Here is a 25822-nt window from a genome sequence, read left to right on the forward strand (position 1 = left end):
GCCTGCTAGTGGCCCATGCCCAGGCCGCCGTCCACCGGGATGACAGCACCGGAAATGTAGGCTGCCTCGTCGCTGGCAATCCACCGGACCACGTTCGCTACTTCCGAGGCCTCGGCAAAACGGCCGGCCGGGATACCGGCAAGGTAGTCCTTCTGGGTTGCTTCGGGAAGCTCGGCTGTCATATCAGTGTTGATGAAGCCAGGCGCCACAACGTTGGCCGTGATTCCGCGGGAACCCAATTCCCGGGTCAGGGAGCGGGCCACACCCACCAAGCCGGCCTTTGACGCGGAGTAGTTGATCTGCCCCGGGGCGCCGTACAGCCCGGACACTGAGGAGATCAGGACTACGCGGCCCTTCCGCAGGCGGATCATGCCCCTGGACGCACGCTTGATGACGCGGAATGCGCCGGTCAGATTGGTATCGATCACGGAGGTGAAGTCGTCCTCGCTCATGCGCAGCAGGAGTGTGTCTTTGGTAATCCCGGCGTTCGCCACCAGGACTTCCACCGGACCGTGGGCTGCCTCGACCTCGGTAAAGGCCGCATCGACTGATGCTTCGTCTGTGACGTCAGCCTTCACGCCAAGGATCCCGGCCGGCAGCTGAGACTCGCTCCGGTACGTTACGGCCACCTTGTCGCCATTGGCCAGGAACGCCTCGGCGATGGCAAGGCCAATGCCACGGTTGCCTCCGGTGATCAGGACGCTGCGGGCGGTGGCGGCTGCTTCAGACATAAGACGCTCCGGAATTCTGCGGCAGGAGGCACCGCGGTAGAGACGGGTGGGGGATTTTTACTGCCTCCGATCTTAGCCTCCGTTTGGGTGCGTCTGCCGTTGGTGGGAGAATAGGGGCAAGCCTTTGGAGCGTGATCAATCAGCCGTGACCCGTAAAAACAATGCTGGACATTCCGTGCCCGGCGACCCCCAGCGGTTCTCCGGCGATACCGGTGTCCACAGCATTACTGACGCCGGAACAGCCCACTCCGAGGACATGCACCGGCGCATGATGAAATACGCGCTGGCCATGGGTATCCGCATGGTCTGCCTCATCCTCATCTTTGTGGTGGACGGCTGGTTCAAGCTGGTGATGGTTGCCGGCGCGGTATTCCTCCCCTGGATAGCCGTGGTCATAGCCAACGGCAGCGACAAAGCGGAGGTCCACAGCGACTCGCTCCTCGACTACGCGCCGCTTGCCGAGCTGGAAGGCACTGCCTGGCAGCCGGAGCAGAACGACGCCAACCCGTCCGCAGTGCTGCAGGGCGAACTGGTAGATGGCGAACTGACGGATGACGACGACGATCCCACGCACGGACAGGAACGGCGGGCTTCATGAACATTTTCGACCTGGCCGCAGGCACCCCCGGCCCCTCGCCGGCCACAGCTGCCCCCTGCTCCCGGAAGGCCTGCCGCTCCGAGGCGTCATGGCAGCTGTTGTGGAACAACCCCAAGATCCATACGCCGGAGCGCCGAAAAATCTGGCTGGCCTGCGCGGAGCACCGTGAGTGGCTGGAGGACTACCTGCAGACCCGCGGGCTCTGGAAGGAAACCGTTGTCCTGCCTTCGGGGCACGAATCAGGCCAGACGCCGGTGGGGCAGGACGGCTGAATGTACCGCTTCCTCTTTTCCAGCAAATGGCTGGGTTACCTGCTGCTGGCCGCCATTTTCGCCGCCGCCTGTGTGTTCCTGGGCCGGTGGCAGATGGACCGCCGCGCCGACACCCTTGCCGAGATCAACCGCGTCCTTACCAACTATTCCGCCACTCCCATCTCCTTCGACCAGGCCAGGGAAGAATTCTCGGGGCTGGACCCCGCCAAGGAATGGACGCAGGTGGAGCTCAAAGGCACCTACGACGTTGATGGCCAGCGGATTGTCCGGAACCGTCCGCTGAACGGGCAGCCGGGGTACGAGGTGGTTGTTCCGTTTAAGCTCGTGTCCGGCGAGGCGGTGGTGGTGGACCGGGGATGGCTGCCGATCGGCAACAAGAATCCGGGGAGTCCTGACTCCATCCCGGCGCCGCCGTCCGGTTCCGTGACAGCCATCGTCAGGCTTAGGCATGGCGAGCCCCAACTGGACCGCGGCGCGCCCGACGGCCAGCTCGCCTCCATCGACCTGCCCACGTATGCAGACCAGTTGGGGTACCCGGTCCTTACCGGGGCCTACGGCCAACTGGCCTCCGAATCCCCTGCCCCGGCCGACGCGCCGTTCCCATTCCCGAAGCCGGCCACGGAGGAGGGCACGCACCTCTCCTATTCGCTGCAGTGGTTCGCGTTCGGTGTCCTCATGTTTGTGGGCTTCGGCTATGCCGCCCGGCAGCAGGCCCGCAACGCCGCTATCGACGCCGAAGGCGAGAATAACAGTGAAGCCGGGCCGCGGGACTCAGGCAGCCCCGTGCACTCCGCCGCCGCGGCAGCCCGCCGGCGTGCCCCGGTTGCCCGCAAACGCAAGCGGGCCACCTCCGAAGAAGAGGAAGACGCCCTCCTGGATGCGCAAGGGTACTGAAGCTTGCCCTGCCCCGTCGGTTCCGTTAACTTTGCTGCGTGCTGGATGGTATTGGATGACTAAGAAGGGCGCCGCATGATCGAGATCCTGAACCCCGCCGAAGTGGCCCGGGCCAAAGCGGCCGGCGCACTGGTCGCTGACATCCTGCAGTCGCTGAAGAGCCGCAGCACGGTGGGCACGAACCTTCTGGACATTGACCTGTGGGCAAAGGCCATGATCGTCGAGGCGGGCGCGCTTTCCTGTTATGTCGATTACGCGCCGTCCTTTGGGCGCGGGCCATTCGGACACTACATCTGCACGGGCGTCAACGACGCCGTGCTCCATGGACTGCCACGCAACTACTCGCTTGCCGACGGCGACTTGCTGACCCTCGACCTCGCCGTCTCCAGGCAGGGAATCGCCGCAGACTCTGCCATCAGCTTCATCGTGGGTGATTCAAAGCCGCCGGAGAGCGTCGCGATGATCAGCGCGACCGAGCGCGCCTTGAGCGCAGGGATAGCTGCTGCCGGACCCGGGGCCCGCATCGGCGATATCTCCCATGCCATCGGCTTGGTCCTCACCGAGGCGGGCTACCCGATCAATACCCAGTTCGGCGGTCATGGCATCGGATCGACGATGCACCAGGACCCGCACGTTCCAAACACCGGACGGCCGGGCCGCGGCTACCAACTGCGTCCCGGGCTGCTGCTCGCACTGGAGCCGTGGGTCATGGCCGACACCGCCGAGCTCGTCACAGACGCGGACGGGTGGACGCTCCGAAGTGCAACAGGCTGCCGGACAGCACACAGTGAGCACACCATCGCCATCACCAACGACGGAGCCGAAATCCTCACTTTGCCCGGCGTTATGGCCTAAGCGAGGGTAATGAGGTCCAGGTAGTCTTCGTTCCAGTGGTCTTCGACGCCGTCAGGCAGCAGGACAACGCGCTCAGGATTGAGGGCTTCCACTGCACCTTCGTCGTGGCTGACCAGGACGACGGCGCCGCTGTAGTTGCGCAGGGCACCGAGGATTTCGGCGCGGCTGGCTGGGTCCAGGTTGTTGGTGGGCTCGTCGAGGAGGAGCACGTTGGCGCTGGACGCCACGATGGTGGCCAAGGCCAGGCGGGTCTTCTCGCCGCCGGAGAGGACGCCGGCGGGCTTGTCGACGTCGTCGCCGGAGAACAGGAACGAACCGAGGATGCCGCGGACCTCGGCGTCCTTCATGTCCGGGGCGGAGGAGCGCATGTTCTCCAGCACGGTCCGGCTCACGTCCAGGGTGTCGTGTTCCTGGGCGTAATAGCCAATCTTGAGACCGTGGCCGGGAACAACTTCTCCGGTGTCCGGTTTGTCCACGCCGGCCAGCATCCGTAGGAGGGTGGTCTTGCCGGCGCCGTTGAGGCCCAGGATGACCACCTTGGAGCCGCGGTCGATCGCGAGGTCAACGTCGGTGAAGATTTCAAGCGAACCATAGGACTTGCTGAGGCCCTCGGCCGTGAGCGGGGTCCTGCCGCAGGGCGACGGGTCCGGGAACCGCAGGGCGGCCACGCGGTCGTTCTCGCGGACCGCTTCCAGTCCGCTGAGCAGGCGCTCGGCCCGCTTGGCCATGTTCTGCGCGGCAACAGCCTTGGTGGCCTTGGCACGCATCTTGTTGGCCTGGTCGAAGAGGACCTGGGCCTTCTTTTCGGCGTTGGCGCGTTCACGCTTGCGGGCGCGCTCGTCCGTTTCGCGCTGCGTCAGGTAGCGCTTCCAGTCCATGTTGTAGAAGTCGATCTGGGCGCGGTTGGCGTCCAGCAGGAAGACTTTGTTAACGGTGGCCTCTAGCAGTTCCGTGTCGTGGCTGATCACGATCAGGCCGCCCTGGTGGTTCTTGAGGAATTCGCGCAGCCACGCGATGGAGTCGGCATCAAGGTGGTTGGTGGGCTCATCGAGCAGCATCGTCTCGGCGTCGGAGTAAAGGATCCGGGCCAGTTCTACGCGGCGGCGCTGGCCACCGGAGAGGGTCTTCAGCGGCTGGTTGAGGATACGGTCCGGCAGGGCCAAGTTGGAACAGATCGCCGCAGCCTCGGCCTCCGCCGCGTAGCCACCGGCGGCCAGGAACTCGGACTCCAGCCGGTCGTAGCGGTTCATGGCCTTGCGCTGGATGTCCGCGTCGTCGCTGGCCATCTCATCGTGCGCCTTCCGGAGCTTTCCGACAGCGACGTCAAGGCCCCTGGCTGCCAGGATGCGGTCGCGGGCGAGCTGTTCCATGTCCGGAGTGCGGGGATCCTGCGGGAGGTAGCCGATCTCGCCGGTGCGGGTGACCTTGCCCGCTGCCGGCAGGCCTTCGCCGGCGAGGACCCGCGTCAGGGTCGTCTTGCCTGCACCGTTGCGGCCCACGAGGCCGATCTTGTCGCCCTTGTCAATGCGGAAGCTCACCTGGTCCATGAGGAGCCGGGCGCCGGCGCGCAGTTCAAGATCCTGGACAGTAATCACAGCAGGTAAGGCCTTTCACAACAGGGAAGCGCCGCAGCTCAACGGATGGTGTCTGGTAGCAGCCGGGCAGAATGGCCGGACAGAACGGCCTTTCCAAGTCTACCGGCCACAACTACACACCGTAACCGCGGCCCTCACGGCCGCCCTTTGTGCCGAGCCGTCAGCCAGCAGCCGTCCGCTTAGTACATCCCCTACAAAATAGGGCCCGACGGCGGCCGGTAACGTCAGGATCATCCCCATGCTTTGTTTGGACAACACCCGATAGGACTCCCCATGAGCCAGACTGACACTGCCGCCACCGGCCCCGTTTCATCCCCCGCCCGCAGCCGCTGGAACGCTACCGACCTCGGCCTGATCGCCGTGTTTGCCGCCCTGGTTGCCGCCTCCGCGCTGGTCCCCGGCATCGCCGCGAACGTGTTTGGCGTGCCTATTACTTTCCAGACCCTCGCGGTGATGCTCACCGGACTGATGCTGGGTCCCACACGGGGATTCGCCGCTGTCGGCCTTTACACGCTGCTGGGACTGGCAGGACTGCCAATCTTCAGCCAGGGCCGCAGTGGCCTGGGTATCCTGGCCGGGCCGTCTGCCGGCTACATCATCGCTTTCCCCCTCGCCGCGGCACTGGTGGGCTGGCTGGCCACGGTGGTTATCCGGCGCACATCACGGGCCCGGGCGCTGTGGTTTTTCCTGGCAGCTACAGTCACCAGCATCTCCCTGGTGCATACGCTGGGCGTCCTGGGTATGGCGGTGAACACTAAGGCCACACTGGGCGAGGCTTTCCTGGCCGACCTGGTCTTCTACCCCGGCGACATCATTAAGAACACCCTCGCCGCCGTAATCGCCGTTGCCCTGCACCGGGCTTTCCCCGACCTCCTGGTGCGCCGGGTCGCGCGGATCAACGCCTAACACAGCCATGGCAACCATTTCCTTCCGGCACGCCTCAGTCGCTGTGACCGTCGACAGCCGCCCGGAACCCAAAACCCTGCTGGCCGACGTCACGCTGGAGCTTACTGAACGGCGCATCGGTGTGATCGGTGCCAACGGGTCCGGCAAATCAACCCTGTTGCGGCTGCTCAACGGCCTGGTCCTGCCAACGTCGGGCACGGTGACGGTGGACGGTGCCGACACCGTCCGGGCGGTCCGGGCTGTCCGCAGACAGGTGGGGTTCGTCTTCACGGATCCGCTGTCCCAGCTGGTCATGCCCACGGGGCGGGAGGATGTTGAACTGTCGCTCCGGCGGTCCGTCCGCAACGGGACGGAACGCCGGAGCCTCGCAGAGGCCGCCCTGGACCGGTTCGGGCTCCTGGGCCTCGCGGACCAGAGCATCTACGAGCTCTCCGGCGGCGAACGCCAGCTCATGGCGCTGGCTGCTGTATTGGCCGTGAATCCGACGGTTTTGGTACTGGATGAACCGTCCACCCTGCTGGACCTGCGGAACCGTGAGCTCCTGCGCCGCACTCTGTCCGGCCTCGAACAGCAGATCATCATGTCCACCCACGATCTCGAACTCTCCCTGGAAATGGACCGTGTACTGGTGGTTGAGGCCGGGCGTGTGGTGTTCGATGGTGGCCCGGCGGCTGCGGTGAGTACTTACCGGGCGTTGTGCGCTTCCGGGCTGGCCGCGACGTGAGGGGGCACGGCTTCCTGCTGGCCAACTACGTACCGGGCAATTCAGTCATCCACCGCGCGCCGCTATCCCTGAAATTCCTTCTGGTGGTGGGCTGCAGTCTGGCATCGTTCCTGATCGTGGACTGGCTCGTGTCCGCCGCCGTGCTCGCGGTGATGTGCGGGCTGTACCTGCTGACCGGGGCTGGCCCGCGCCGGCTCTTGGCTGCAATCCGCCCGCTGCTGGCTGTCCTGTTGGTGATCGGCCTGTTTCAGTGGTGGCAGCTTGGCGGACCAACGGCGGCCCGGATTGTCCTGAACATCCTGGTGTGCGTGGTGGCTGCCTCCCTGTTAACGGCCACCACCCCCATGCAGCGGTTGCTGGATGGTGTGGTGTCGCTTGCCATGCCGTTCCGCCGTTTCGGTGCCGATCCCGAGCGTTTCGCCCTGACCATCGGCGTGATGCTGCGGAGCATCCCGTACATCGCCGGGACATTCGCGGACGTCCGGGATTCTGCCCGGGCACGCGGGCTGGAACGGAATCCGCGGGCGCTGGTGCTGCCCGTTTTTATCACCACTGTGGCCTTTGCGCGCCAAACCGGCGAGGCGCTGGCGGCCCGCGGACTCGGTGACGCCGACGAGTGAAGGCCTGACCGGCAGCAGGTGCTGGCGGGCCTTAGCTGCTGATAACTTCGTAGCGCAGCAGCGCGGCGGTCCCCATGCCCCCGGCGATGCTGATCATGGCCAGAGCCAGGGCGCCGTGCTTCCTGGCGCGCCGTGCCTGGGCCAGCAGCCGGGTCACCAACACTGCTCCCGAGGCTCCGTACGCGTGGCCCAGCGCCAACGCCCCGCCGTCGAGGTTCACCCGCTCCGGATCGATGTGCAGCTGGTCCAGGCAGGCGAGGGTCTGTGACGCGAAGGCTTCGTTGAATTCCACCAGGTCCACGCCGCCGGCCGGGATTCCGCTGGCCGCCAGCATCCGCTCGGCGGCAACCGCCGCGCCGATGCCCAGCAACTCCGGGTCCACCCCTGCCGTCTCCGTGGCCAGCACCACCAGGCCGTCGGCCGCACCGAGCTCGCGGGCGCGTGCCAGGGAAGTGATCAGGACGGCGGAGGCGGCGTCCGCGTCGAAGCATGAGTTCCCGGCGGTGACAGTCCCGCCGTCCACAAAGGCAGCCGGGAAACGGGCCAGCACTGACGCGTTGAGTCCCCGCCGCGGTCCGTCATCCGCGCTGACCGTTCCGGTGGAGGTCTCCAGCGCGGTGATCTCGCCAGTAAAGTGGCCCGCCACGGCCGCGGCCAGGGCGCGCTGGTGGCTGCGCAGCGACAGGGCATCCTGCCGCTGCCGGTTGATTGCGAAGCGGGCGGCCACATTCTCGGCAGCCACCCCCATGTCCGGGTCGCCATAACTGTGTGGCACAAACTGGGCCCGGGCAAAAAAGTCGGCCTCGCCGTCGTCGTTCAGGTACGCCCGCAGCGGAGCGGTGCTGATGCTTTCCACCCCCCCGGCGAGATAGACCTGGTTCCCCCCGGCCGCCACCATCCTGGCGGCGATGACGATCGCGTCCAGGCCCGAGCCGCACTGCCGGTCCACGGTCAGGCCGGGAACGCTGACTGGAAGCCCCGCCTCCAGCAGGGCCAGCCTGGCCACGTTGCCGCCGCCGCCCACGGCATTTCCGATCACCACGTCGGACACTGCTTCCGGGGACACCTGGCTGTCGCTGAGCAGTTGCTGCAGGACGGGCGCCAGGAGTTGGTGCGCCCGCAGGCCTTTGAGTGGCCCGTTGGCGCGGCAGACCGCGGTGCGCCGCGCCGCGACGATCACCGGTTGCCGGTCGGCAGGCAGGAGCATCGGGCCCACGGTTGCAGAGTTCACGGTTTCAGCGGCCAACGTTTAGAGTCCAAGGCGACGAACGCGCTGGTCATCCCCGTTGATCCAGTCAAGGAGCATGTTCCGGCTGACCTTGCCGCGGTCCGTGGTGGGCAGTTCGGTCAGGGAAAAGTACTGCACGGGGCGTTTGTCGCGCGCCAAGATGTTTTCGAGGCCGGCCCTCAGCTGCGTTGCGCTGATTCCGCCTTGGGCCGGAACCACGCCCGCCACCACGCGCTGGCCCCGGATATCGTCCGGCATCCCGGCTGCCACAGCCGCCGCAACACCGGGAACGGACGCCAGCGCCAGCTCCACCTCGTGCGGATAGACGTTCTTCCCCGAGGTGAGGATCATGTCCGCACGACGGCCCAGGATGTGCAGCTCGCCGCCGTCAAGATACCCCTGGTCCCCCACGGTGAACCAGCCGTCGAATGACCGCAGGGCCTGGCCGTCATCGCCCCAAAGGTAGCCGTTACTCACTATGCCGCTGCGCACGCAGATGTTCCCCGGGGCCCCGTCCGGCAGCGTGGAACCGACGTCGTCGAGGATCCTGACTTCAACCCCCGGGAATGCACGGCCGATTCCGGTGCCGCCGGCGTCAAGCTCCCCGGCGGGCAGCCCGGCACCGGAGACAAAACTCAGTTCGGACGCGCCGTAGTACTCATAGATCGTTGCGTTTGGCGCCCACCTGCGGGCGGCTTTGAGCGTCCTGGCATCAAGTTTTGAACCCGCGCAGATGATGGAACCCACGCCGGAAGCGTCCACACCACCGGTGAGCCCGCGCTCGCTCAGCAGCCGCAGCATGGTGGGCACCAGAACCAGCCGGGTGACGCCGTCGTGCGTAATTGCGGCGTGGGCGCCACCGACGTCGAAGCTCTCCAGCGTCTGGAACTGCGAGCCGGCGTAAAGGCACTCCGCCAGAGCGTAGAGGTTAAGGCTGGCTGCCAGGGGGCCGGGCGCCAGCGTCACGTCGTCCTGCCGGAGGCCAAAGAATGCAATGGACGCCTCGAAGGACTTCCGCCACGACTGCCTCGAACGGGTGAACGCCTTGGGCACGGAGGTGGTGCCGGAGGTGAGGCCGATCAGGAAGGTCGATTCCGGCGGGCCGTCAGCCAAAGCATCCGATGCCGCTATCCCGCCCGGCTGTACTGCGCCGTCCAGCCGCTCCCTGAGTTCCTGCAGCAGTTTCTCCGGCCATGCAGGGTCCAGGACGGCGCATTGCCGCTCCCCGGCCACGGCCGCGGCGAACCGGACAGCAAACTCGACGGAGTTGGGCTCGGCCAGGACCGTAACCGCTGCCGCAGCGGGAACAGCGGCCGTGGCGGCGTCGCGAAGCTCGGCCCAGCCCACCCGCCGCCCCGCAACCACGACGGCAGTGTCATGGGGGCGTTCGTCAGCCCAGCGCTGGATTTTGTCGAGAAAAGGCATCTTCCCAACTTTACCGGCCGGGCGCCGTTCGGCAGCGCCGGCAAGAGCTATTGTGACTGCATGAGCTTCAATGACAACGTCCAACTGGATCCCTCCCAGGTGCAGGACCGTCGCGGCATGGGCCGCGGCGCCAAAGTGGGCGGCGGTATCGGGGGCGGGCTTATCCTGCTCATTGCGGCCCTGTTCGGCATTAACCCTGCCCTTTTGGACGGTCTCACCGGCGGGGCCGGCACGCCCGACCAAAACCATGGCACGGCACCGGCCTGCCAAACGGGTGCAGACGCCGACGCCCGCCTGGACTGCAGGATCACCGGCACGGTCAACAGCCTTAACGCGTTCTGGCCGGCCTACCTGCAGGACTACGGCGTGCAGTACCCGCAACCTAAGACCGTCATCTTCGATTCCGGCGTCAATACCGCTTGCGGCACCGCCTCCAGCGCCGTAGGCCCGTTCTATTGCCCCAATGACACCACGGCCTACTTCGATCCCGGTTTCTTCCAGGACCTGGTGGTCAGGTTCGGCTCGTCCGGCGGTCCCCTGGCCCAGGAATATGTGGTGGCCCACGAATTCGGGCACCACATCCAGAGAGTGCTGGGATACCTGGACCGCGGCCAGCAAGACCCGCAGGGACCGGAATCAGGCGCAGTCCGCGTGGAGCTCCAGGCCGACTGCTACGCCGGTCTTTGGGTCCGGCATGCAGCAACCCAGGCAGGTCCGGATGGGCAACCGTTCCTGGAACCGCTCACCCAGCAGGACCTGAACGACGCTCTCTCTGCCGCTTCCGCGGTAGGCGATGACCGGATCCAGGAAGCGGCCACCGGCCGCGTCTCACCCGAGGCCTGGACGCACGGTTCCAGCGAGCAAAGGCAGAAGTGGTTCTATACGGGCTACCAGAGCGGCGACATCAACCAGTGCGACACCTTCTCGGCTGCCAACCTCTGACTTAGGGTGGGTGGGGAGTACGACGACGGCCGGTCACCTTCGCGAAAAAGGTGACCGGCCGTCGTCGTACTCCTCAGCAGGGGCCTCCGCCGCCGCAGGCCGCATGGCCGAGCGGAGCGAGGTTAGGGAGGTGGTGGGGACGGACTCAGATGTTGAAGCCGAGGGCCCGCATCTGGTCCTTGCCGTCGTCGGTGATGCGTTCCGGACCCCACGGCGGCATCCAGACCCAGTTCAGGCGCCAGTCATCCACAACGCCGTCCAGGGCTTTCCCTACCTGCTCCTCGATCACGTCGGTGAGCGGGCAGGCGGCGGTGGTGAGGGTCATGTCGATCAGCAGCGCGCCGTCGTCGTCGGAGTACTTCAGGCCGTACAGCAGCCCGAGGTCCACGATGTTCACACCGAGTTCCGGGTCGATGACGTCCTTGAGAGCCTCTTCGACATCTTCGAGACCCGTCTGGGCCGCATTGATTTCGGTCATGGCAAGTCCTAACTAGGCCTTTGCTGCAGCGATGGTGGCTGCGCCGACGCCCGTGGCGTAGCGGTCGTAGCCTTCTTCTTCGAGGCGGTCGGCCAGTTCCGGGCCGCCCTCTTCGACAACCTGGCCGTCAACGAATACGTGGACGAAGTCAGGCTTAATGTAACGCAGGATGCGGGTGTAGTGCGTGATGAGCAGCGTGCCCATGTTGCCCGCTTCGTGTGCACGGTTGACGCCTTCGGAGACAACCTTGAGGGCGTCAACGTCGAGGCCGGAGTCGGTCTCGTCAAGGATCGCGAACTTCGGCTTGAAGAGCTCCAGCTGGAGGATCTCCACGCGCTTCTTCTCGCCGCCGGAGAAGCCTTCGTTGACGTTGCGCTGGGCGAAGTCGGCGTCGATGCGCAACTGGGCCATGGCGTCCTTGACTTCCTTGGTCCAGGTGCGCAGCTTGGGTGCTTCGCCGTCAATGGCGGTTTTTGCGGTGCGCAGGAAGTTGGTCATGCTGACACCGGGGACCTCCACGGGGTACTGCATGGCCAGGAAAACGCCGGCGCGGGCGCGCTGGTCGACGCTCATCGCGAGGACGTCTTCGCCGTCGAGGGTGATGGTGCCGCTCGTGACGTTGTAGCGCGGGTGGCCGGCGATGGTGGACGCCAAGGTGGACTTGCCGGAACCGTTGGGGCCCATGATGGCGTGGGTCTGGCCGGTCTTGATGGTCAGGCTGACGCCCTTTAGGATCTCCTTGGTGCCCTGCTCCGTGTCAATGCTGACGTGCAGGTCCTTGATCTCAAGAGTAGACATAAATCTTGTTCTCCTCTGCACCGGGCCCTTCGGCGGCGGTGCGGTTTTTGTCTGGAAGTTTGGTTCTGTTGCGTGGTATTGCCGCTGGCGGCTGATCTGTCCGGCTGATGCTGCTAGCTGAAGTTCGGGGCTGCCGCTCCGTTGAGGACGTTGGTGAAGTCCACGTAGACCTCATCTCCGTGGATCTCGACGGCGAACACCGGGACGGGATCGTAGGCGGGCAGCTGGAGCGGCTCACCGCTGCGCAGGTCGAACTGGGAGCCGTGGCCCCAGCATTCGATCATGCACCCCTCCACTTCGCCCTCGGACAAGGAAATGTCTGCGTGCGAGCAGGTGTCCCCGATGGCGTGGATTTCTCCCATGGAATCCTTGACGATGGCGACAGGGAAGTCGTCGATCAGGATCCGCAGCGCCTGCTTGAGCTGGATTTCATCCGTCTTACAGACAAGTTCGCCCTTTGGCTGGTCAGTCATCAGTCTGTCCGCGCCCTCTAGTTGTTCGTCACAGCGAGTTCGCGCTCAACAGCCTCGGTCAGCCGCTCTTCGAGGGCCGGCACCTTGATCTGCTGGATGATCTCGTGCAGGAAGCCACGGACCACCAGGCGGCGGGCAACATCCTCGGGGATGCCGCGGGCCATCAGGTAGAACAGGTGCTGGTCGTCCAGCCGGCCGGTGGCACTGGCGTGGCCGGCACCCTTGATCAGGCCGGTTTCGATTTCCAGGTTCGGAACCGAGTCGGCGCGGGCGCCGTCCGTGAGCAACAGGTTGCGGTTGGCTTCGTAGCTGTCGGTGCCCTCGGCTTCCTTGCGGATCAGCACGTCACCCACCCACACAGCGTGGGCATTGCGCCCCTGCAACGCGCCCTTGTACAGCACGTTGGAGGTGCAGTTGGCCACTGCGTGGTCAACGAACAGACGTTGCTCAAGGTGCTGGCCGGCGTCGGCAAAGTACAGGCCGAACATTTCCGCTTCGCCGCCGGGAGCCGTGAACCGTGCCGAGGGCGTGACGCGGACCAGGTCGCCGCCAAGGCTGACAACCACATGCTTGAGCTTGGCGTCGCGGCCGATCTTTGCCTGCTGCGAGGAGGCGTGCACGGCGTCGTCGTTCCATTCTTGGAGCGACACCACGGTCAGGTCGGCGCCGTCTTCTACAACGATTTCGATGTTCTCGGACACCACGGCCGAGCCCTTGTGGGCCAGGACCACAATGGACTTGGAGAACTTCTGGGCCACGATCACCAGGTGCTGGGCCGCTGCTGCCGTGCTGGTGCCTTCGACCAGGACGGTGATCTCGGTGTCGGCTTCAAATTCGGCCGGGATGGTGAGGACCGTGGCTTCCGCGAAGTTCTCCCAGGCGTTGGCGGACACGCGGTCCTCCGGGATGCCTGCTGAGCCGATACGCTTGTCGTCCCGGCCTACGGTCTCCACCGTGACCCGGTCAGGGCCGGTGACCGTGACAGTTGGAGCGGCACCTGCCAGAACCTCGCTGTGCAGCCCGCGAAGGCGCTTGAGCGGGGTGAACCGCCAGTCCTCTTCGAGCCCGGTCAACGGTTTGAAGTCCGCCAGGTTGTAGGACGTCAGCCGGCCGGCGCGTGAGCTGTCCGGGATACCGACGCCGCCGCCGTGGGAGTGGCGTTTGACCGCTTCGCCGGCCAGTGGGGCCTTGGACGTGGCCGCATTGATCGGAGAAAGGCTTTCGCCTTCCTCCGTGAAACCGTTAATAAACGGCTGGGCCGAGGGCGCGCCGATGCGGGCCTTTTCAGTAGTGATTTCAGTCATCGTTATCCGACGGACCCTTCCATCTGCAGTTCAATCAGGCGGTTTAGCTCAAGTGCGTACTCCATCGGGAGTTCGCGGGCGATGGGCTCGATGAAGCCACGGACGATCATCGCCATGGCCTCGTCTTCGCGCATGCCGCGGGACATCAGGTAGAAGAGCTGCTCTTCGCTGACCCGGGAAACAGTTGCTTCATGGCCCATCACCACGTCATCCTCACGGATGTCGATGTACGGGTAGGTGTCCGAACGGCTGATGGTGTCAACCAGCAGCGCGTCGCAACGGACCGTGTTGGCCGAGTGCTTGGCACCTTCACGGACCTGGACCAGGCCGCGGTAGGCAGCACGCCCGCCGCCGCGGGCCACGGACTTGGAAATGATGGAGCTCTTGGTGTTCGGCGCGATGTGCACCATCTTCGAGCCGGTGTCCTGGTGCTGGCCGGCGCCGGCGAAGGCGATGGACAGGGTCTCGCCCTTGGCGTGCTCGCCCACGAGGTAGACAGCCGGGTACTTCATGGTGACCTTGGAGCCGATGTTGCCGTCAACCCATTCCATGGTGGCGCCCTCTTCGCAGATGGCACGCTTGGTCACCAGGTTGTACACGTTGGTGGACCAGTTCTGGATGGTGGTGTAGCGGACGCGGGCGCCCTTCTTGACGATGATTTCCACCACGGCGGAGTGCAGCGAGTCCGAGGTGTAGATCGGCGCCGTGCATCCTTCGATGTAGTGGACGTAGGAGTCCTCGTCGGCGATGATCAGGGTCCGCTCGAACTGGCCCATGTTCTCCGTGTTGATCCGGAAGTAGGCCTGCAGCGGGATGTCCACGTGGACGCCCTTGGGGACGTACACAAAGGAACCACCGGACCAGACGGCCGTGTTCAGCGAGGCGAACTTGTTGTCGCCCACGGGAATGATGGTGCCGAAGTACTCCTGGAAGATCTCCGGGTGTTCGCGCAGCGCGGTGTCGGTGTCCAGGAAGATGACGCCCTGGGCTTCGAGGTCCTCGCGGATCTGGTGGTACACCACCTCGGACTCGTACTGGGCGGCAACACCGGAGACAAGGCGGCTGCGCTCAGCTTCCGGGATGCCCAGCTTCTCGTAGGTGTTCCGGATGTCCTCGGGGAGGTCTTCCCAGGTGGCGGCCTGCTTCTCGGTGGACCGCACGAAGTACTTGATGTTGTCGAAGTCGATGCCGGAGAGGTCTGCACCCCACGTGGGCATGGGCTTGCGGTCGAAGTACTTCAGGCCCTTGAGCCGAAGGTCGAGCATCCACTCCGGCTCGTTCTTCTTGGCCGAAATGTCACGGACGACCTCGTCATTGATGCCACGGCGGGCGTTGGCGCCGACGTCGTTCTTGTCGGACCAGCCGTACTCGTACGTGCCGATGCCGTGGAGCTCGGGATTCTTTTCCAGAATCTCCGAGATCACAGTGTCTTCGGCTACCGCTTTCTCTGATAGTTGGTCCGTCATCACGGCCTTTCTTGCTGCTGGTTGGTTACTTCATCCAGGCTGGCGGGGGCTGCATGCGGGACCTGAGGTCCCCCGGCAGCCAGCCGGCCTGTGGGAATGTGGGTTGTGCAGACGTGCCCACCGCGCGCCAGCGTGGACAGGCGGCGCACGTCCACGCCTACCAGCCGGGAGAAGACGTCGGTCTCCACGTCGCAGAAAACAGGAAAGTGGGCAGCGAGCTGCTGGATGGGGCAGTGTCCCTGGCAGAGCTGGACGCTGGACAGTGCCGCCGGCAGGGGGGCCTTTGCCTCGATCGAAGCGGCCGAAGAGACAAACCCGTCCCGGCTCAGGGCCTCGGACAGCGCACGCGCCCGGGCAGTGATGTCCGTGCCGGCCTGTTCGATCTCAGGTGCGTAGCGGCGTTCCATATCGGCGAAACGCTCGACGGCGAACGCGCGGACCGCCTCGTCGCCCGCCAGCTCCTGGAGCTGCTTGAGCGCCAGGGTGGCGATGTCGAGGTAATCGTTGCCAAGCGTGGACTGGCCCTGCGAGCTCAGGACGTACCGGCGGGCCGGGCGTCCCGCGCCAGCACCGGCCCTGGCGATGCGCTTGACCTCAATGACACCGCTGCGGTCAAGGTGGTCCAGGTGCCTCCGGACGGCGGCAGGCGTAAACCCCAGCAGGTCGCCGAGTTCCGCCGCGCTGATGGGGCCATGCTCCAGAACGGCACCCAGAACACGGTCCCGGGTACGCTCGTCAGGATCCGCCGCCGGCACAGCGGCAACGTGGCCGCGGTCTGGGGTGGTACGCGGCGCTCCGTGCCCGGCAAAGGGCACAGCAGTAGCGTTCGTCATGGAATACACAACACAATCATGTCGTAATTTAGTCCCCCGTGCCAGTAAGGTGAGGCTGACCTGCGGCGGCCTCCGAAGCACGGGACGAAGTACTACATCCCGTAGAATGCTGGGGTGCGATCCCCCGAATCCCCGGTTCTGTCCATCAGCGGGTTAATTAAGGATGTTGGTCCGCTGGCCAGCCTGGATGGAAAGATGCTCCGGGTGGTGAGCGGTGTCTCCCTCATCGCCGAACGCGGCCAGGTGACCGCCCTCCTCGGGGCCAATGGCGCCGGGAAAACCACCACCATCGAGTGTGCCCAGGGCCTGCAAACACGCAGTGGGGGAACCATCTCGCTGCTGGGGCAGGATCCCGGCCGATCGGGGGCTGACCTGCGCTCCCGCGTTGGCGTGATGCTTCAGGATGGCGGGCTCCCGCCGTCGGCCAGGCCTATTCCGCTCCTGCGCCACATCGCAGGGATGTACGCACGGCCCCGGTCCGTGGACGATCTCGTCCAGCGGCTCGGCATCGGTGCCTTCGCCAGGACGTCGGTGCGGCGGCTTTCCGGGGGCCAGAAGCAGCGGCTGGCCCTGGCCGCGGCCCTCATTGGCAATCCGGAGGTCCTCTTCCTGGACGAACCCAGCGCAGGACTTGACCCGCAGTCGCGGCAGCTGGTGTTTGAGCTCATCGCTGAGCTGCGGGACGGTGGCATGGGAATCATCCTGACCACGCACCTCATGGATGACGCGCAGCGGCTGGCCGACTACGTCTACATTATCGATGCCGGGCGCAACGTCGCCGAGGGTACCGTGGCACAGCTCCTGCAGCGCGACCCCGCCGTCGAATCGGGCGAACATATCCGGACTCTCTTCTTCGAAACTGAGGCGGGGCTCAACCTCGACGGCGTGTTTCCCGCCGCCATCTCGGTCCGCGAGACACGGGCCGGCAGCTACGTGGCCACCGGTCCGCTTACGCCGCGGGACCTGGCTGCACTCGCCTCGTGGTGGGCCGCCCACGGTGTCATGCCCACCTCACTCAGCCTCGAAGCGCGCAGCCTCGAAGACGTCTTCCTGGATATTTCGGGAAAGGAGATCCGATGACAGCCCCGTCAAACGCCGCCCTACGCCAGGCTCCGGCCACCCTCCTCCGCCGCATCCTGCTGCAGGGCAAGTACGAAGCGGTCGCCATGCTCAGGAACGGCGAGCAACTGATCCTTGCTGTGGTGCTGCCGCTGCTCGCCCTGGTAGGCCTGACTGTCACACCGCTGCTGGACGGACTCGGCGGGAGCCGAATAAATATCGCGGTTCCCGGCATCCTTGCGCTGTGCGCCCTGTCCACGGCGTTCACCGGCCAGGGCATAGCCACCGGGTTCGACCGCCGTTACGGAGTCCTTCGCTTCCTGTCCACCACGCCGCTTGGCCGCCCGGGGCTTATTGCCGGCAAGGTCCTGGCCGTGCTGACTGTGCTCGCGCTGCAGGTGGTGGTGGTGACAGTGGTGGCACTGTTTCTTGGCTGGGGTCCGCCGGCCGCCGGCTGGCTGCCCGGCCTCGCCTTGCTGGTTCTGGGCGCTGCGGCGTTCACGGCGCTCGGGCTGCTGGTCGCCGGCACCGTCCGGCCTGAGGCCACCCTGGCCATCACCAACCTGTTGTGGATTCTGCTTGGTGCTTTGGGCGGCATCGTTATTCCCCCTGACCGGCTGCCTGCCGTCGTGCAGTCGGTTGTGCACTACCTGCCCTCCGGCGCGCTGGGCGAGGCCTTGCGCCAGGCCTTCTTGGTCGGCACTGTTAATTTCGGTGCCGCCCTTATCCTGCTGATCTGGACAATCCTTGCCGGAGCAGCAGCCATCCGTTGGTTCAAGTGGAATTGAGATACCCGTGAGCACGGCTTCACGCCTCCCCCAGTTTGCAGGCCGCCTGGCGTCGCGGCTGCCCCGTACCGTTGATGCCCGCGTGCGGCGCCTTGCTGTTGCGTCGCTCGTTGGCCAGATCCTGCTGGTGGTCACCGGCGGCGCAGTCAGGCTGACCGCGTCCGGCCTGGGCTGCCCCACATGGCCGCGGTGCACGGACACGTCCCTGGTCAACACCGCGGAGATGGGGATCCACGGGTTCATTGAGTTCGGCAACCGGCTCCTGACTTTCGCCCTCGCCGCGGTTGCAGTCCTCATGCTGGTGTACTTGTGGAACCTACGCAAGGAACGCCGGGACCTGTTCCTGCTGGCGCTGGGCCTGTTGGCCAGCATCCCGGCACAGGCAGTGATCGGCGGCATCACCGTGCTGACCAACCTTAATCCGTGGGTGGTGGGACTGCACTTCCTGGTGTCCATGGCTTTGGTGGTCATTGCAACGCTGCTCGTTAACCGGGCCTACGGCCGGACCGGACGTTTTGCCACCAACGCGCTCCCCGCCTTGCCGGGCGTACTGCGTCCGGTGACCTCCGCCGTCGCGATTTTCTCCGCAGTGGCCGTCATCCTCGGCGTAGTGGTGACCGGCGCGGGTCCCCATGCCGGTGATGCCGATGCACCGCGCAACGGCCTGGACTGGGACCTCTTCTCCCATATCCATGCTGTGCCGGCATACCTGGTCACGGCAGGAACCCTGTTCGCGCTGGTACTGGTGTTTGCTCGACCCATACCGGGCCCTTACCGGACAGCAACGCTCCTGGTAATGGCCGTCACGCTCCTGCAGGCTGTCATCGGATTCACGCAGTACTACAATGGGATCCCTTCCCTGCTGGTCGGCGCCCACATGCTTGGCGCGGCACTGTTGATGAGCACCGCAACGAACGCCGCCGACGTCGCCCATTCCAGCCCGACCAAGTAGCCCGCAGCGCGCCCCAAGCGCGCCAAGCGCGCCAAGTCAGAGTGCCACGGTTCCGAGGGACCGTGGCACTTCCCCCTTAAAACGCTCTCACACTCAATGCAGGACATCGACGGCCCCTCTCTCACTCCCTGCAGGTTTTGGCCAAACGCCCTCTCACTCCCGCAGACAAAAGGACAGACCCTCCCTCACCTGAGGTGAGGGAGGGTCTGTCAATTTCCTGCACTAAGTGCGGGAGGGTTGGAAGATGCATGCATTAAGTGAGAGAGCGTCCCGGTGGGAGGGGGGGCGTCCGGTCGGTTAGCCGATGATGGCGGAGCCGATGAACGGATCCACGGCCAAGGCGATGAACAGCAGTGTCAGGTAGCTGATGGAGCCGTGGAAGACTTTCATGGCCCTCTTGTCCGAGATGTCTTCGCGCTGCGCCCGGCTGTACAGGGCATGCGACACGTAGAGGAACCACGCCCCGGCAAGGACAGCCGTCACCGTGTAGACCCAACCTGCACCGCCGGCCGGAATCATCAGCAGCGAGCAGGCCACCATGGCCCACGCATAGAGGACCACCTGGACGGAAACCACCTTGGCGCCGGCAATCGCGCCGAGCATTGGCACGTTGGCGTTGCGGTAATCCTCGCCGTAGCGCATGGACAGCGGCCAGTAGTGCGGCGGCGTCCAGAGGAAAATCACCATGAACAGGATGATGGCCGGCCACTCGACGGTGTTGGTCACGGCGGCCCAGCCGATCACCACGGGGAAGCAGCCCGCAGCCCCGCCCCACACAATGTTTTGGGCAGTGCGGCGCTTGAGGATGATCGTGTAGATGATCACGTAGAAGAAGATTGCGGCGAACCCGAGCCACGCGGCCAGCGGATTGGCGCCGAACCAGAGAATCACGATGGCCGCCACGCCAAGGAGCCAGGAGAAAATCAGCGCCTCACGCGGGGTCACCTCACCGGTGACCAGCGGCCGGTTCTCAGTGCGGTGCATCAGTTTGTCGATGTCGCGGTCAAAGTAGCAGTTGAATGCCCCTGCGCTGCCGGCGGCAAAGGCGCCCCCCACCAGGGTGGCGAGGATCAGCCCGATCGACGGAAAACCCCGTTCGGCGTAAATCATGGTGGGCAACGTGCTGACGAGCAACAGCTCAATGACGCGCGGTTTGGTGAGGGCCAAATACGCCTTGGCCTTACGGGCCAGCATGGCTCCCCCCCGTGCGCGGGAAGCATTAAGCGGCGTATCGGTTGTGCTCACGGTGGCAGTCACCCGTTCTGGTTGGCAGTTCTGTCTGACGGTGCAGCTGGATCATGTGGCCGTTTGCCCGGGCGGCCCGCCAATAGTGATCAGAAGAAGGTCCCGGCAATGTCTGGAGTCCGCCGCAACCCCCGAGGGTCACGGCTACCCGGCGTCGGCCTCCAAATATCATACCGTGCGCTTTTGTAACAGATGCCCCGGCATTAGGCCCAGATGATTGCTCGCAGGACGATTCGAGCAGATTAACTCAACCGCACGGAACACTCATTCACATAACGCGAAATTGCGTCCAAAAGGTGAGATTTTCGCCGATCCGACGTTGGAACCGAGCTAAGCTGTCACCAGATCAGCACGTAGAGGGCACGCAGTGGAAAACGCCTTCCAGGCGGCCTGCGTCTGAGCGATAGATCAAACGTTTCGATGGTGAACGGCTGGTACGCACCGCAGCGGGCACCTCAGCGTGTCCCGCACCGGATCCGGTGTACCACCCACCATCAGCACAGAGAGGGGCCCGGTTTTCGTGCCACATTTGGAAGAGCAAGAACTGTCATGGACCGATTTGGACCAGCGCGCGGTGAATACAGCCCGTGTCCTGGCTGCGGATGCTGTGGAGAAGGTCGGCAACGGCCACCCTGGCACGGCCATGAGCCTTGCCCCGGCCGCGTACCTTCTTTTCCAGAAGCTGATGCGCCATGACCCCCGCGATCCGGACTGGCTGGGACGTGACCGTTTCATCCTGTCACCCGGCCACTCCTCGCTGACCCTGTACATCCAGCTGTTCCTGTCCGGCTACGGGCTGGAACTGAAGGACCTTGAGGCGCTCCGCACCTGGGATTCCCTCACGCCGGGACACCCGGAGTACAAGCACACCGCCGGCGTTGAGATCACCACCGGCCCGCTGGGCCAGGGGCTCGCTTCCTCGGTCGGGTTCGCTTACTCCCAGCGCCGGATGCGCGGCCTCTTCGACGCCGACGCTGCCGAGGGCTCCAGCCCCTTTGACCACACGATCTGGGTCATTGCTTCCGACGGCGACATGCAGGAGGGCGTCACGTCCGAGGCTTCCTCGCTGGCCGGGCACCAGGAACTGGGCAACCTCGTAGTGATCTACGACGAGAACCACATCTCCATCGAGGACGACACAGACATCTCCTTCACCGAGGATGTCCTCAAGCGCTACGAGGCGTACGGCTGGCACACCCAGCGCGTTGACTGGACTAAGACCGGCGAATACGTCGAAGACGTCCAGGAGCTCTACTCCGCCCTGCTCGCCGCGAAGGCCGAGACCTCCAAGCCGTCCATCATCTCGCTGCGCACTATCATCGGGTACCCGGCGCCGAAGAAGCAGAACACCGGCAAGATCCACGGATCCGCCCTCGGCGCTGACGAAGTCGCAGGCCTCAAGGAGGTCCTGGGCTTCGACCCGGCCAAGTCCTTCGAGGTGGACCAGGAGGTCCTGGCCCACGCCCGCTCCGTGGTTGACCGCGGCGCTGCCGCCCGCAAGGAGTGGGAAGAGTCCTTCAACTCCTGGCAGGCAGCCAACCCCGAAGGCGCAGCACTCCTGCAGCGCATCGAGGCCCGCGAACTGCCCGCCGGCCTCGACGCCGCCCTCCCGGTCTTCGAAGCGGGCAAGGACGTCTCCACCCGCGCGGCTTCCGGTAAAGTGCTCAACGCACTCGGACCGGTTATGCCGGAACTCTGGGGCGGCTCGGCTGACCTTGCCGAGTCCAACAACACCACGATCGAAGGCTCGCCGTCGTTCGTGCCCGCGTCCAAGCAGACCAATGCCTGGTCCGGCAACCCGTACGGCCGCGTCCTGCACTTCGGCATCCGCGAGCACGCCGCGGCCGCGATCGTGAACGGCATTTCGCTGCACGGCAATACGCGCGCATTCTCCGGAACCTTCCTGATCTTCAGCGACTACCAGCGCCCGGCCATCCGCCTCTCAGCCCTGATGGGTGTCCCGTCCATCTACGTCTGGTCGCATGACTCCATCGGCCTGGGCGAGGACGGCCCCACCCACCAGCCGGTGGAACAGCTCTCCACCCTGCGCGCCATCGTGGGCCTCGACGTAGTCCGCCCCGGCGACGCAAACGAGGTAGGCATCGCGTGGAAGACCATGCTGGAGAACCACGAAAACCCGGCCGGTATCGTCCTGACCCGCCAGAACATCCCCACCTATGCCCGTGGTGAAGGCGCGGCCGACGGCGACACGTTCGGTTCCGTTGCCGGCGTCGCCAACGGCGGCTACGTCCTCGCCGAAGCTTCCAAGGACGGCGCGACCGTTCCGGCGGACGTGATCCTGATCGGCACAGGGTCCGAGGTCCAGTTGGCCGTCCAGGCCCGCGAAGCCCTCCAGGCCGAGGGCATTGCCGCCCGCGTGGTCTCCATGCCGTGCGTTGAGTGGTTCAACAAGCAGGACGCGGCCTACCGCGATTCCGTGCTTCCCGCCGCCGTCAAGGCCCGCGTCTCGGTCGAAGCCGGCCTGGCACTGGGCTGGAAGGAATTCGTCGGCGACGCCGGCCGCTCCATCAGCCTCGAACACTACGGCGCTTCCGCCGACTACAAGCGCCTTTTCAAGGAGTTCGGCATCACCGCGGAGGCTGTTGCCGCCGCTGCCAAGGACTCCCTCGCCGGCCTGCAGGCCTAACCCAAATTTTAGGAGATAACACCATGACTACCCCCACACAGCAGCTCTCCGACGCCGGAGTATCCATCTGGCTCGATGACCTCTCCCGCAGCCGCCTCGAGACCGGCACGCTCCGCAAGCTGATCGAGGAGAAGAACGTTGTTGGTGTCACCACCAACCCGTCCATCTTCCATGCCGCCATCACCGCCGGCACGGACTACGACGCCACCATCGCGGCACAGGCAGCCGCCGGCGCCAGCGTCGAGGAGACAATCTTCGAAATCACCACCACCGACGTCGCTGACGCCTGCGACCTGTTCGTCCCCGTGGCAGCAGTGTCCAAGGGCGTTGACGGCCGCGTGTCCATTGAAGTTGACCCGCGCCTCGCCTGGGACACGGCCGGCACCATCGCCGAAGCCAAGCACCTGTACAAGAAGGTCAACAAGGACAACGTCCACATCAAGATCCCGGCAACCCTCGAGGGCCTCGAAGCGATCACCGCTACCCTCGCCGAAGGCATCAGCGTCAACGTGACCCTGATCTTCTCGCTGGAGCGCTACCGCGCCGTTATCAACGCTTTCCAGTCGGGCCTCGAGCAGGCCAAGGAAAACGGGCACGACCTCGCCAAGATCCACTCGGTCGCCTCGTTCTTCGTCTCCCGCGTGGACTCCGAAATCGACAAGCGCCTCGACGCCCTCGGCACCGATGAAGCCAAGGCCCTCAAGGGCAGGGCCGGCGTGGCCAACGCCCGCCTGGCCTACCAGGTCTACGAAGAGCTCTTCGCCACCGAGCGCTGGGCGGTCCTGGCCGAAGCGGGCGCACTCCCCCAGCGTCCGCTCTGGGCCTCCACCGGCGTCAAGGACCCGGCCTACCCGGACACCCTCTACGTCACCGAGCTCGTCGCCCCGGGGGTAGTCAACACCATGCCGGAGAAGACCCTCGACGCCACGTTTGACCACGGCGTCGTTACCGGTGACACGATCTCGGGCACCTACGCCGAGGCCAACGCGGTGCTTGACGCACTGGACGACCTGGGCATCTCCTACAACGAGGTTGTAGCCCTCCTCGAATCCGAAGGCCTCGACAAGTTCGTGGCCAGCTGGAAGGAACTGCTGGCCGACGTCGAAGGCGCCCTCGCCTCTGCACGGAAGGCTTCCTAACCCACTATGAGCACTCTCAGCTACGACGCCACCGGTGCCGCGCAGCAGGCACTCGAGCAGCACCTGCCCACCCTCGTTGCGGATCGCATCGCCACCCGGATCTTCGCCAAGGACCACACCCTGTGGGGTCCCGACGCCGAGGCCGAGTCTGCTGTCCGCCTCGGCTGGGTCGAGGCGGCCACCGTCTCGCAGGCCCTCGTGGGCGGCATCCTGGAGCTCCGTGATGCCCTGAAGGCGGACGGCGTGACCCGCATCGTGCTTTGCGGCATGGGCGGATCCTCGCTGGCTCCCGAGGTCATCACCGGCACCGCTGGCGTCGAGCTGACCGTACTGGACAGCACGGACCCCGACCAGGTCCGTGCTGCCCTCGCCGACCGGCTGGCCGAGACCGCGATTGTGGTTTCTTCCAAGTCCGGATCCACCTTGGAGACCGACTCCCAGCGCCGGATCTTCGAGCACGCCTTCACCGAAGCCGGCATCGATGCGAAGAGCCGCATCATCATCGTCACCGATCCCGGCTCCCCGCTGGACAAGGCATCCCGCGAGGCCGGCTACCGCGCCGTCTTCAATGCGGACCCGAATGTCGGCGGCCGGTACTCGGCCCTCACCGCCTTCGGCCTGGTTCCTTCTGGCCTGGCCGGCGTCGACATCCAGGCCTTCCTGGATGAGGCCGAGGAAGCCGCCGAGATCCTTAATGACGACGCCCCGGAAAACATCGGCCTGGCCCTCGGGACGGCCCTGGGCGGAACCAATCCGCTGCGGAACAAGATTGTCATTGCCGAGGACGGCTCCGGCATTGTGGGCTTCGCCGACTGGGCCGAACAGCTCATCGCCGAATCCACCGGAAAGCTCGGCACCGGCGTCCTGCCGGTAGTAGCCGGACCCGCCTCGCCCGAGGTCACCTCCGGTGCCGGCGACGTCCTGGTGGTGCGGCTGGTAGCCGCCGACGCCGACGTCGAGCTCGGTGAAAATGAGGTGGCCATCGCTGGCGGCCTCGCCACCCAGATGATGGTGTGGGAGTTCGCCACGGCCGTAGCGGGGCGCCTGCTGGGGATCAACCCGTTCGACCAGCCTGACGTGGAAGCGGCGAAGGTGGCCGCCCGCGGCCTGCTGGATGCACAGCCCGAACCCACGCGGGCTGCCTTTGCAGATGGTGCCATCGAGGTCCGCGGTGGTGACTGGCTCCGTGGTGCCGCCACTGCGGAGGAGGCCGTTGGCGCCCTGCTGGGAACGCTCGACGACGACAGCTACCTCAGTGTCCAGGCCTACTTTGACCGGCTGGCCTTCGCAGACCTGGAAGGCATCCGCGACCAGCTCGCCGGTGCCAGCGGCCGCCCGGTCACGTTCGGCTGGGGCCCGCGCTTCCTGCACTCGACCGGGCAGTTCCACAAGGGTGGCCCCGCCATCGGCGTTTTCCTGCAGGTTACCGCCGCTCCCGCCGAAGACCTGGCCATCCCGGACCGTCCCTTCACGTTCGGGGAACTGATTTCCGCCCAGGCAGCAGGCGACGCCCAGGTCCTGGCCGGTCATGGCCGCCCGGTCCTGCGCCTGCACCTCACAGACCGCGCCGCCGGCGTCGAACAGCTGCAGGGCATCATTGCAGCGCTTGGCGCCCGGTCAGCATCCCTCTCCGACAGCTAAGGCTCAACCGCAACCATGCCAGAAACTGAAAACGGCAGGAATTCCACGACGCGTTCCGGTAGGTCGGGGCGTAACCCGCTCAGGGATCCGCGGGACCGTCGGTTGTCCCGGATCGCCGGTCCGTCGTCGTTGGTGCTTTTCGGGGTGACTGGGGATCTTGCCCGTAAGAAGCTCATGCCGGCCGTGTATGACCTCGCGAACCGGGGTCT

25 protein-coding genes and 1 pseudogene are annotated in these 25822 nt (G+C 65.5%); 15 read left to right on the plus strand and 11 right to left on the minus strand.

The annotated features are described in order from the left end of the window. Positions 1 to 5 precede the first annotated feature (5 nt). Positions 6 to 731: a 3-oxoacyl-ACP reductase FabG gene (gene fabG / locus ABIB27_RS11295; RefSeq protein WP_354216346.1), complete on the minus strand. Its 726-nt coding sequence runs from the start codon at positions 729 to 731 to the stop codon at positions 6 to 8. Between the two features lie 145 nt (positions 732 to 876). Between fabG and ABIB27_RS11300 the strand changes: the two genes are divergently transcribed. The 4 genes from ABIB27_RS11300 to map all read left to right on the plus strand — a co-directional run bounded on the left by ABIB27_RS11300 (position 877) and on the right by map (position 3350). Then, complete coding sequence (locus ABIB27_RS11300; protein WP_354216347.1) at positions 877 to 1329, plus strand: DUF3099 domain-containing protein; 453 nt, start codon at positions 877 to 879, stop codon at positions 1327 to 1329. Beyond that, complete coding sequence (locus ABIB27_RS11305; RefSeq protein WP_354216348.1) at positions 1326 to 1601, plus strand: hypothetical protein; 276 nt, start codon at positions 1326 to 1328, stop codon at positions 1599 to 1601. The genes ABIB27_RS11300 and ABIB27_RS11305 overlap by 4 nt, the downstream gene beginning before the upstream one ends. Beyond that, positions 1602 to 2495, plus strand: coding sequence for an SURF1 family cytochrome oxidase biogenesis protein (locus ABIB27_RS11310; RefSeq protein ID WP_354216349.1), 894 nt, complete (start codon positions 1602 to 1604; stop codon positions 2493 to 2495). It abuts the gene before it with no gap. A 75-nt stretch (positions 2496 to 2570) separates the two neighbouring features. Further along, a complete protein-coding gene (gene map / locus ABIB27_RS11315; RefSeq protein ID WP_354216350.1) occupies positions 2571 to 3350 on the plus strand; it encodes a type I methionyl aminopeptidase in 780 nt (259 codons plus the stop codon). On the opposite strand, the gene ABIB27_RS11320 is transcribed toward map, so the two are convergent. After that, positions 3347 to 4945, minus strand: coding sequence for an ABC-F family ATP-binding cassette domain-containing protein (locus ABIB27_RS11320; RefSeq protein WP_354216351.1), 1599 nt, complete (start codon positions 4943 to 4945; stop codon positions 3347 to 3349). The two genes, map and ABIB27_RS11320, sit on opposite strands and share 4 nt — an antisense overlap. Positions 4946 to 5218: 273 nt before the next feature. Between ABIB27_RS11320 and ABIB27_RS11325 the strand changes: the two genes are divergently transcribed. Genes ABIB27_RS11325 through ABIB27_RS11335 form a run of 3 tightly spaced genes read left to right on the plus strand, consistent with a single transcriptional unit; the run spans position 5219 to position 7195 of the window. Next, positions 5219 to 5851 (plus strand): biotin transporter BioY, encoded by a 633-nt coding sequence (locus tag ABIB27_RS11325; protein ID WP_354216352.1) that lies wholly within the window; start codon positions 5219 to 5221, stop codon positions 5849 to 5851. A gap of 7 nt (positions 5852 to 5858) precedes the next feature. Further along, on the plus strand, positions 5859 to 6575 hold the full coding sequence (locus ABIB27_RS11330; protein ID WP_354216353.1) for an energy-coupling factor ABC transporter ATP-binding protein: 717 nt from the start codon (positions 5859 to 5861) through the stop codon (positions 6573 to 6575). Further along, on the plus strand, positions 6572 to 7195 hold the full coding sequence (locus ABIB27_RS11335) for an energy-coupling factor transporter transmembrane component T family protein (RefSeq protein WP_354216354.1): 624 nt from the start codon (positions 6572 to 6574) through the stop codon (positions 7193 to 7195). The genes ABIB27_RS11330 and ABIB27_RS11335 overlap by 4 nt, the downstream gene beginning before the upstream one ends. Before the next feature lie 31 nt (positions 7196 to 7226). On the opposite strand, the gene ABIB27_RS11340 is transcribed toward ABIB27_RS11335, so the two are convergent. After that, complete coding sequence (locus ABIB27_RS11340) at positions 7227 to 8402, minus strand: thiolase family protein (RefSeq protein ID WP_354216375.1); 1176 nt, start codon at positions 8400 to 8402, stop codon at positions 7227 to 7229. A 42-nt stretch (positions 8403 to 8444) separates the two neighbouring features. Continuing rightward, positions 8445 to 9848 (minus strand): class I adenylate-forming enzyme family protein, encoded by a 1404-nt coding sequence (locus ABIB27_RS11345; protein ID WP_354216355.1) that lies wholly within the window; start codon positions 9846 to 9848, stop codon positions 8445 to 8447. 60 nt (positions 9849 to 9908) lie between these two features. Between ABIB27_RS11345 and ypfJ the strand changes: the two genes are divergently transcribed. After that, positions 9909 to 10790 carry a KPN_02809 family neutral zinc metallopeptidase gene (gene ypfJ / locus ABIB27_RS11350; protein ID WP_354216356.1) on the plus strand — a complete coding sequence of 294 codons (882 nt, stop codon included), beginning with the start codon at positions 9909 to 9911 and terminating at the stop codon, positions 10788 to 10790. A gap of 145 nt (positions 10791 to 10935) precedes the next feature. Here ypfJ and ABIB27_RS11355 read toward each other — a convergent pair whose 3' ends face one another. The 6 genes from ABIB27_RS11355 to ABIB27_RS11380 all read right to left on the minus strand — a co-directional run bounded on the left by ABIB27_RS11355 (position 10936) and on the right by ABIB27_RS11380 (position 16151). Then, positions 10936 to 11268 (minus strand): metal-sulfur cluster assembly factor, encoded by a 333-nt coding sequence (locus tag ABIB27_RS11355; protein ID WP_354216357.1) that lies wholly within the window; start codon positions 11266 to 11268, stop codon positions 10936 to 10938. Between the two features lie 12 nt (positions 11269 to 11280). Continuing rightward, positions 11281 to 12066 carry a Fe-S cluster assembly ATPase SufC gene (gene sufC / locus ABIB27_RS11360; protein ID WP_354216358.1) on the minus strand — a complete coding sequence of 262 codons (786 nt, stop codon included), beginning with the start codon at positions 12064 to 12066 and terminating at the stop codon, positions 11281 to 11283. Positions 12067 to 12179: 113 nt separating this feature from the next. After that, a complete protein-coding gene (locus ABIB27_RS11365; protein WP_354216359.1) occupies positions 12180 to 12539 on the minus strand; it encodes a non-heme iron oxygenase ferredoxin subunit in 360 nt (119 codons plus the stop codon). Between the two features lie 17 nt (positions 12540 to 12556). Beyond that, positions 12557 to 13843, minus strand: a complete 1287-nt coding sequence (sufD, locus tag ABIB27_RS11370; RefSeq protein WP_354216360.1) for a Fe-S cluster assembly protein SufD — start codon at positions 13841 to 13843, stop codon at positions 12557 to 12559. Positions 13844 to 13845: 2 nt separating this feature from the next. Then, positions 13846 to 15309, minus strand: a complete 1464-nt coding sequence (gene sufB / locus ABIB27_RS11375) for a Fe-S cluster assembly protein SufB (protein WP_354216361.1) — start codon at positions 15307 to 15309, stop codon at positions 13846 to 13848. Continuing rightward, entirely contained in the window at positions 15309 to 16151 is an 843-nt protein-coding gene (locus tag ABIB27_RS11380) for a helix-turn-helix transcriptional regulator (protein WP_354216362.1), read from the minus strand. The genes sufB and ABIB27_RS11380 overlap by 1 nt, the downstream gene beginning before the upstream one ends. A gap of 105 nt (positions 16152 to 16256) precedes the next feature. Here ABIB27_RS11380 and ABIB27_RS11385 point away from each other — a divergent pair, with 105 nt between their 5' ends. From ABIB27_RS11385 to ABIB27_RS11395, 3 genes are read left to right on the plus strand one after another with little or no spacing between them, the layout of a single operon-like run. Then, entirely contained in the window at positions 16257 to 17222 is a 966-nt protein-coding gene (locus ABIB27_RS11385) for an ABC transporter ATP-binding protein (RefSeq protein WP_354216363.1), read from the plus strand. Continuing rightward, a complete protein-coding gene (locus ABIB27_RS11390; RefSeq protein ID WP_354216364.1) occupies positions 17219 to 17989 on the plus strand; it encodes an ABC transporter permease in 771 nt (256 codons plus the stop codon). Before ABIB27_RS11385 ends, ABIB27_RS11390 begins: the two co-directional genes overlap by 4 nt. Positions 17990 to 17996: 7 nt before the next feature. After that, the gene (locus ABIB27_RS11395; protein ID WP_354216365.1) at positions 17997 to 18941 is read left to right on the plus strand and encodes a COX15/CtaA family protein; all 945 of its coding nucleotides are present in this window, start codon (positions 17997 to 17999) and stop codon (positions 18939 to 18941) included. A gap of 297 nt (positions 18942 to 19238) precedes the next feature. On the opposite strand, the gene ABIB27_RS11400 is transcribed toward ABIB27_RS11395, so the two are convergent. After that, the gene (locus ABIB27_RS11400; RefSeq protein ID WP_354216366.1) at positions 19239 to 20198 is read right to left on the minus strand and encodes a heme o synthase; all 960 of its coding nucleotides are present in this window, start codon (positions 20196 to 20198) and stop codon (positions 19239 to 19241) included. Between the two features lie 517 nt (positions 20199 to 20715). Between ABIB27_RS11400 and tkt the strand changes: the two genes are divergently transcribed. The 4 genes and pseudogenes from tkt to ABIB27_RS11420 all read left to right on the plus strand — a co-directional run. Beyond that, positions 20716 to 22833, plus strand: coding sequence for a transketolase (gene tkt, locus ABIB27_RS11405; protein ID WP_354253888.1), 2118 nt, complete (start codon positions 20716 to 20718; stop codon positions 22831 to 22833). A 23-nt stretch (positions 22834 to 22856) separates the two neighbouring features. After that, on the plus strand, positions 22857 to 23972 hold the full coding sequence (tal, locus tag ABIB27_RS11410) for a transaldolase (RefSeq protein WP_354216367.1): 1116 nt from the start codon (positions 22857 to 22859) through the stop codon (positions 23970 to 23972). Between the two features lie 6 nt (positions 23973 to 23978). Then, positions 23979 to 25613, plus strand: a complete 1635-nt coding sequence (locus tag ABIB27_RS11415; protein WP_354216368.1) for a phosphoglucose isomerase-related protein — start codon at positions 23979 to 23981, stop codon at positions 25611 to 25613. Between the two features lie 15 nt (positions 25614 to 25628). Continuing rightward, a pseudogene (locus tag ABIB27_RS11420) lies at positions 25629 to 25822 on the plus strand (glucose-6-phosphate dehydrogenase); the annotation flags it as partial.

The organism is Arthrobacter sp. UYEF21 (genome assembly GCF_040546085.1).
GTDB lineage: Bacteria > Actinomycetota > Actinomycetes > Actinomycetales > Micrococcaceae > Arthrobacter.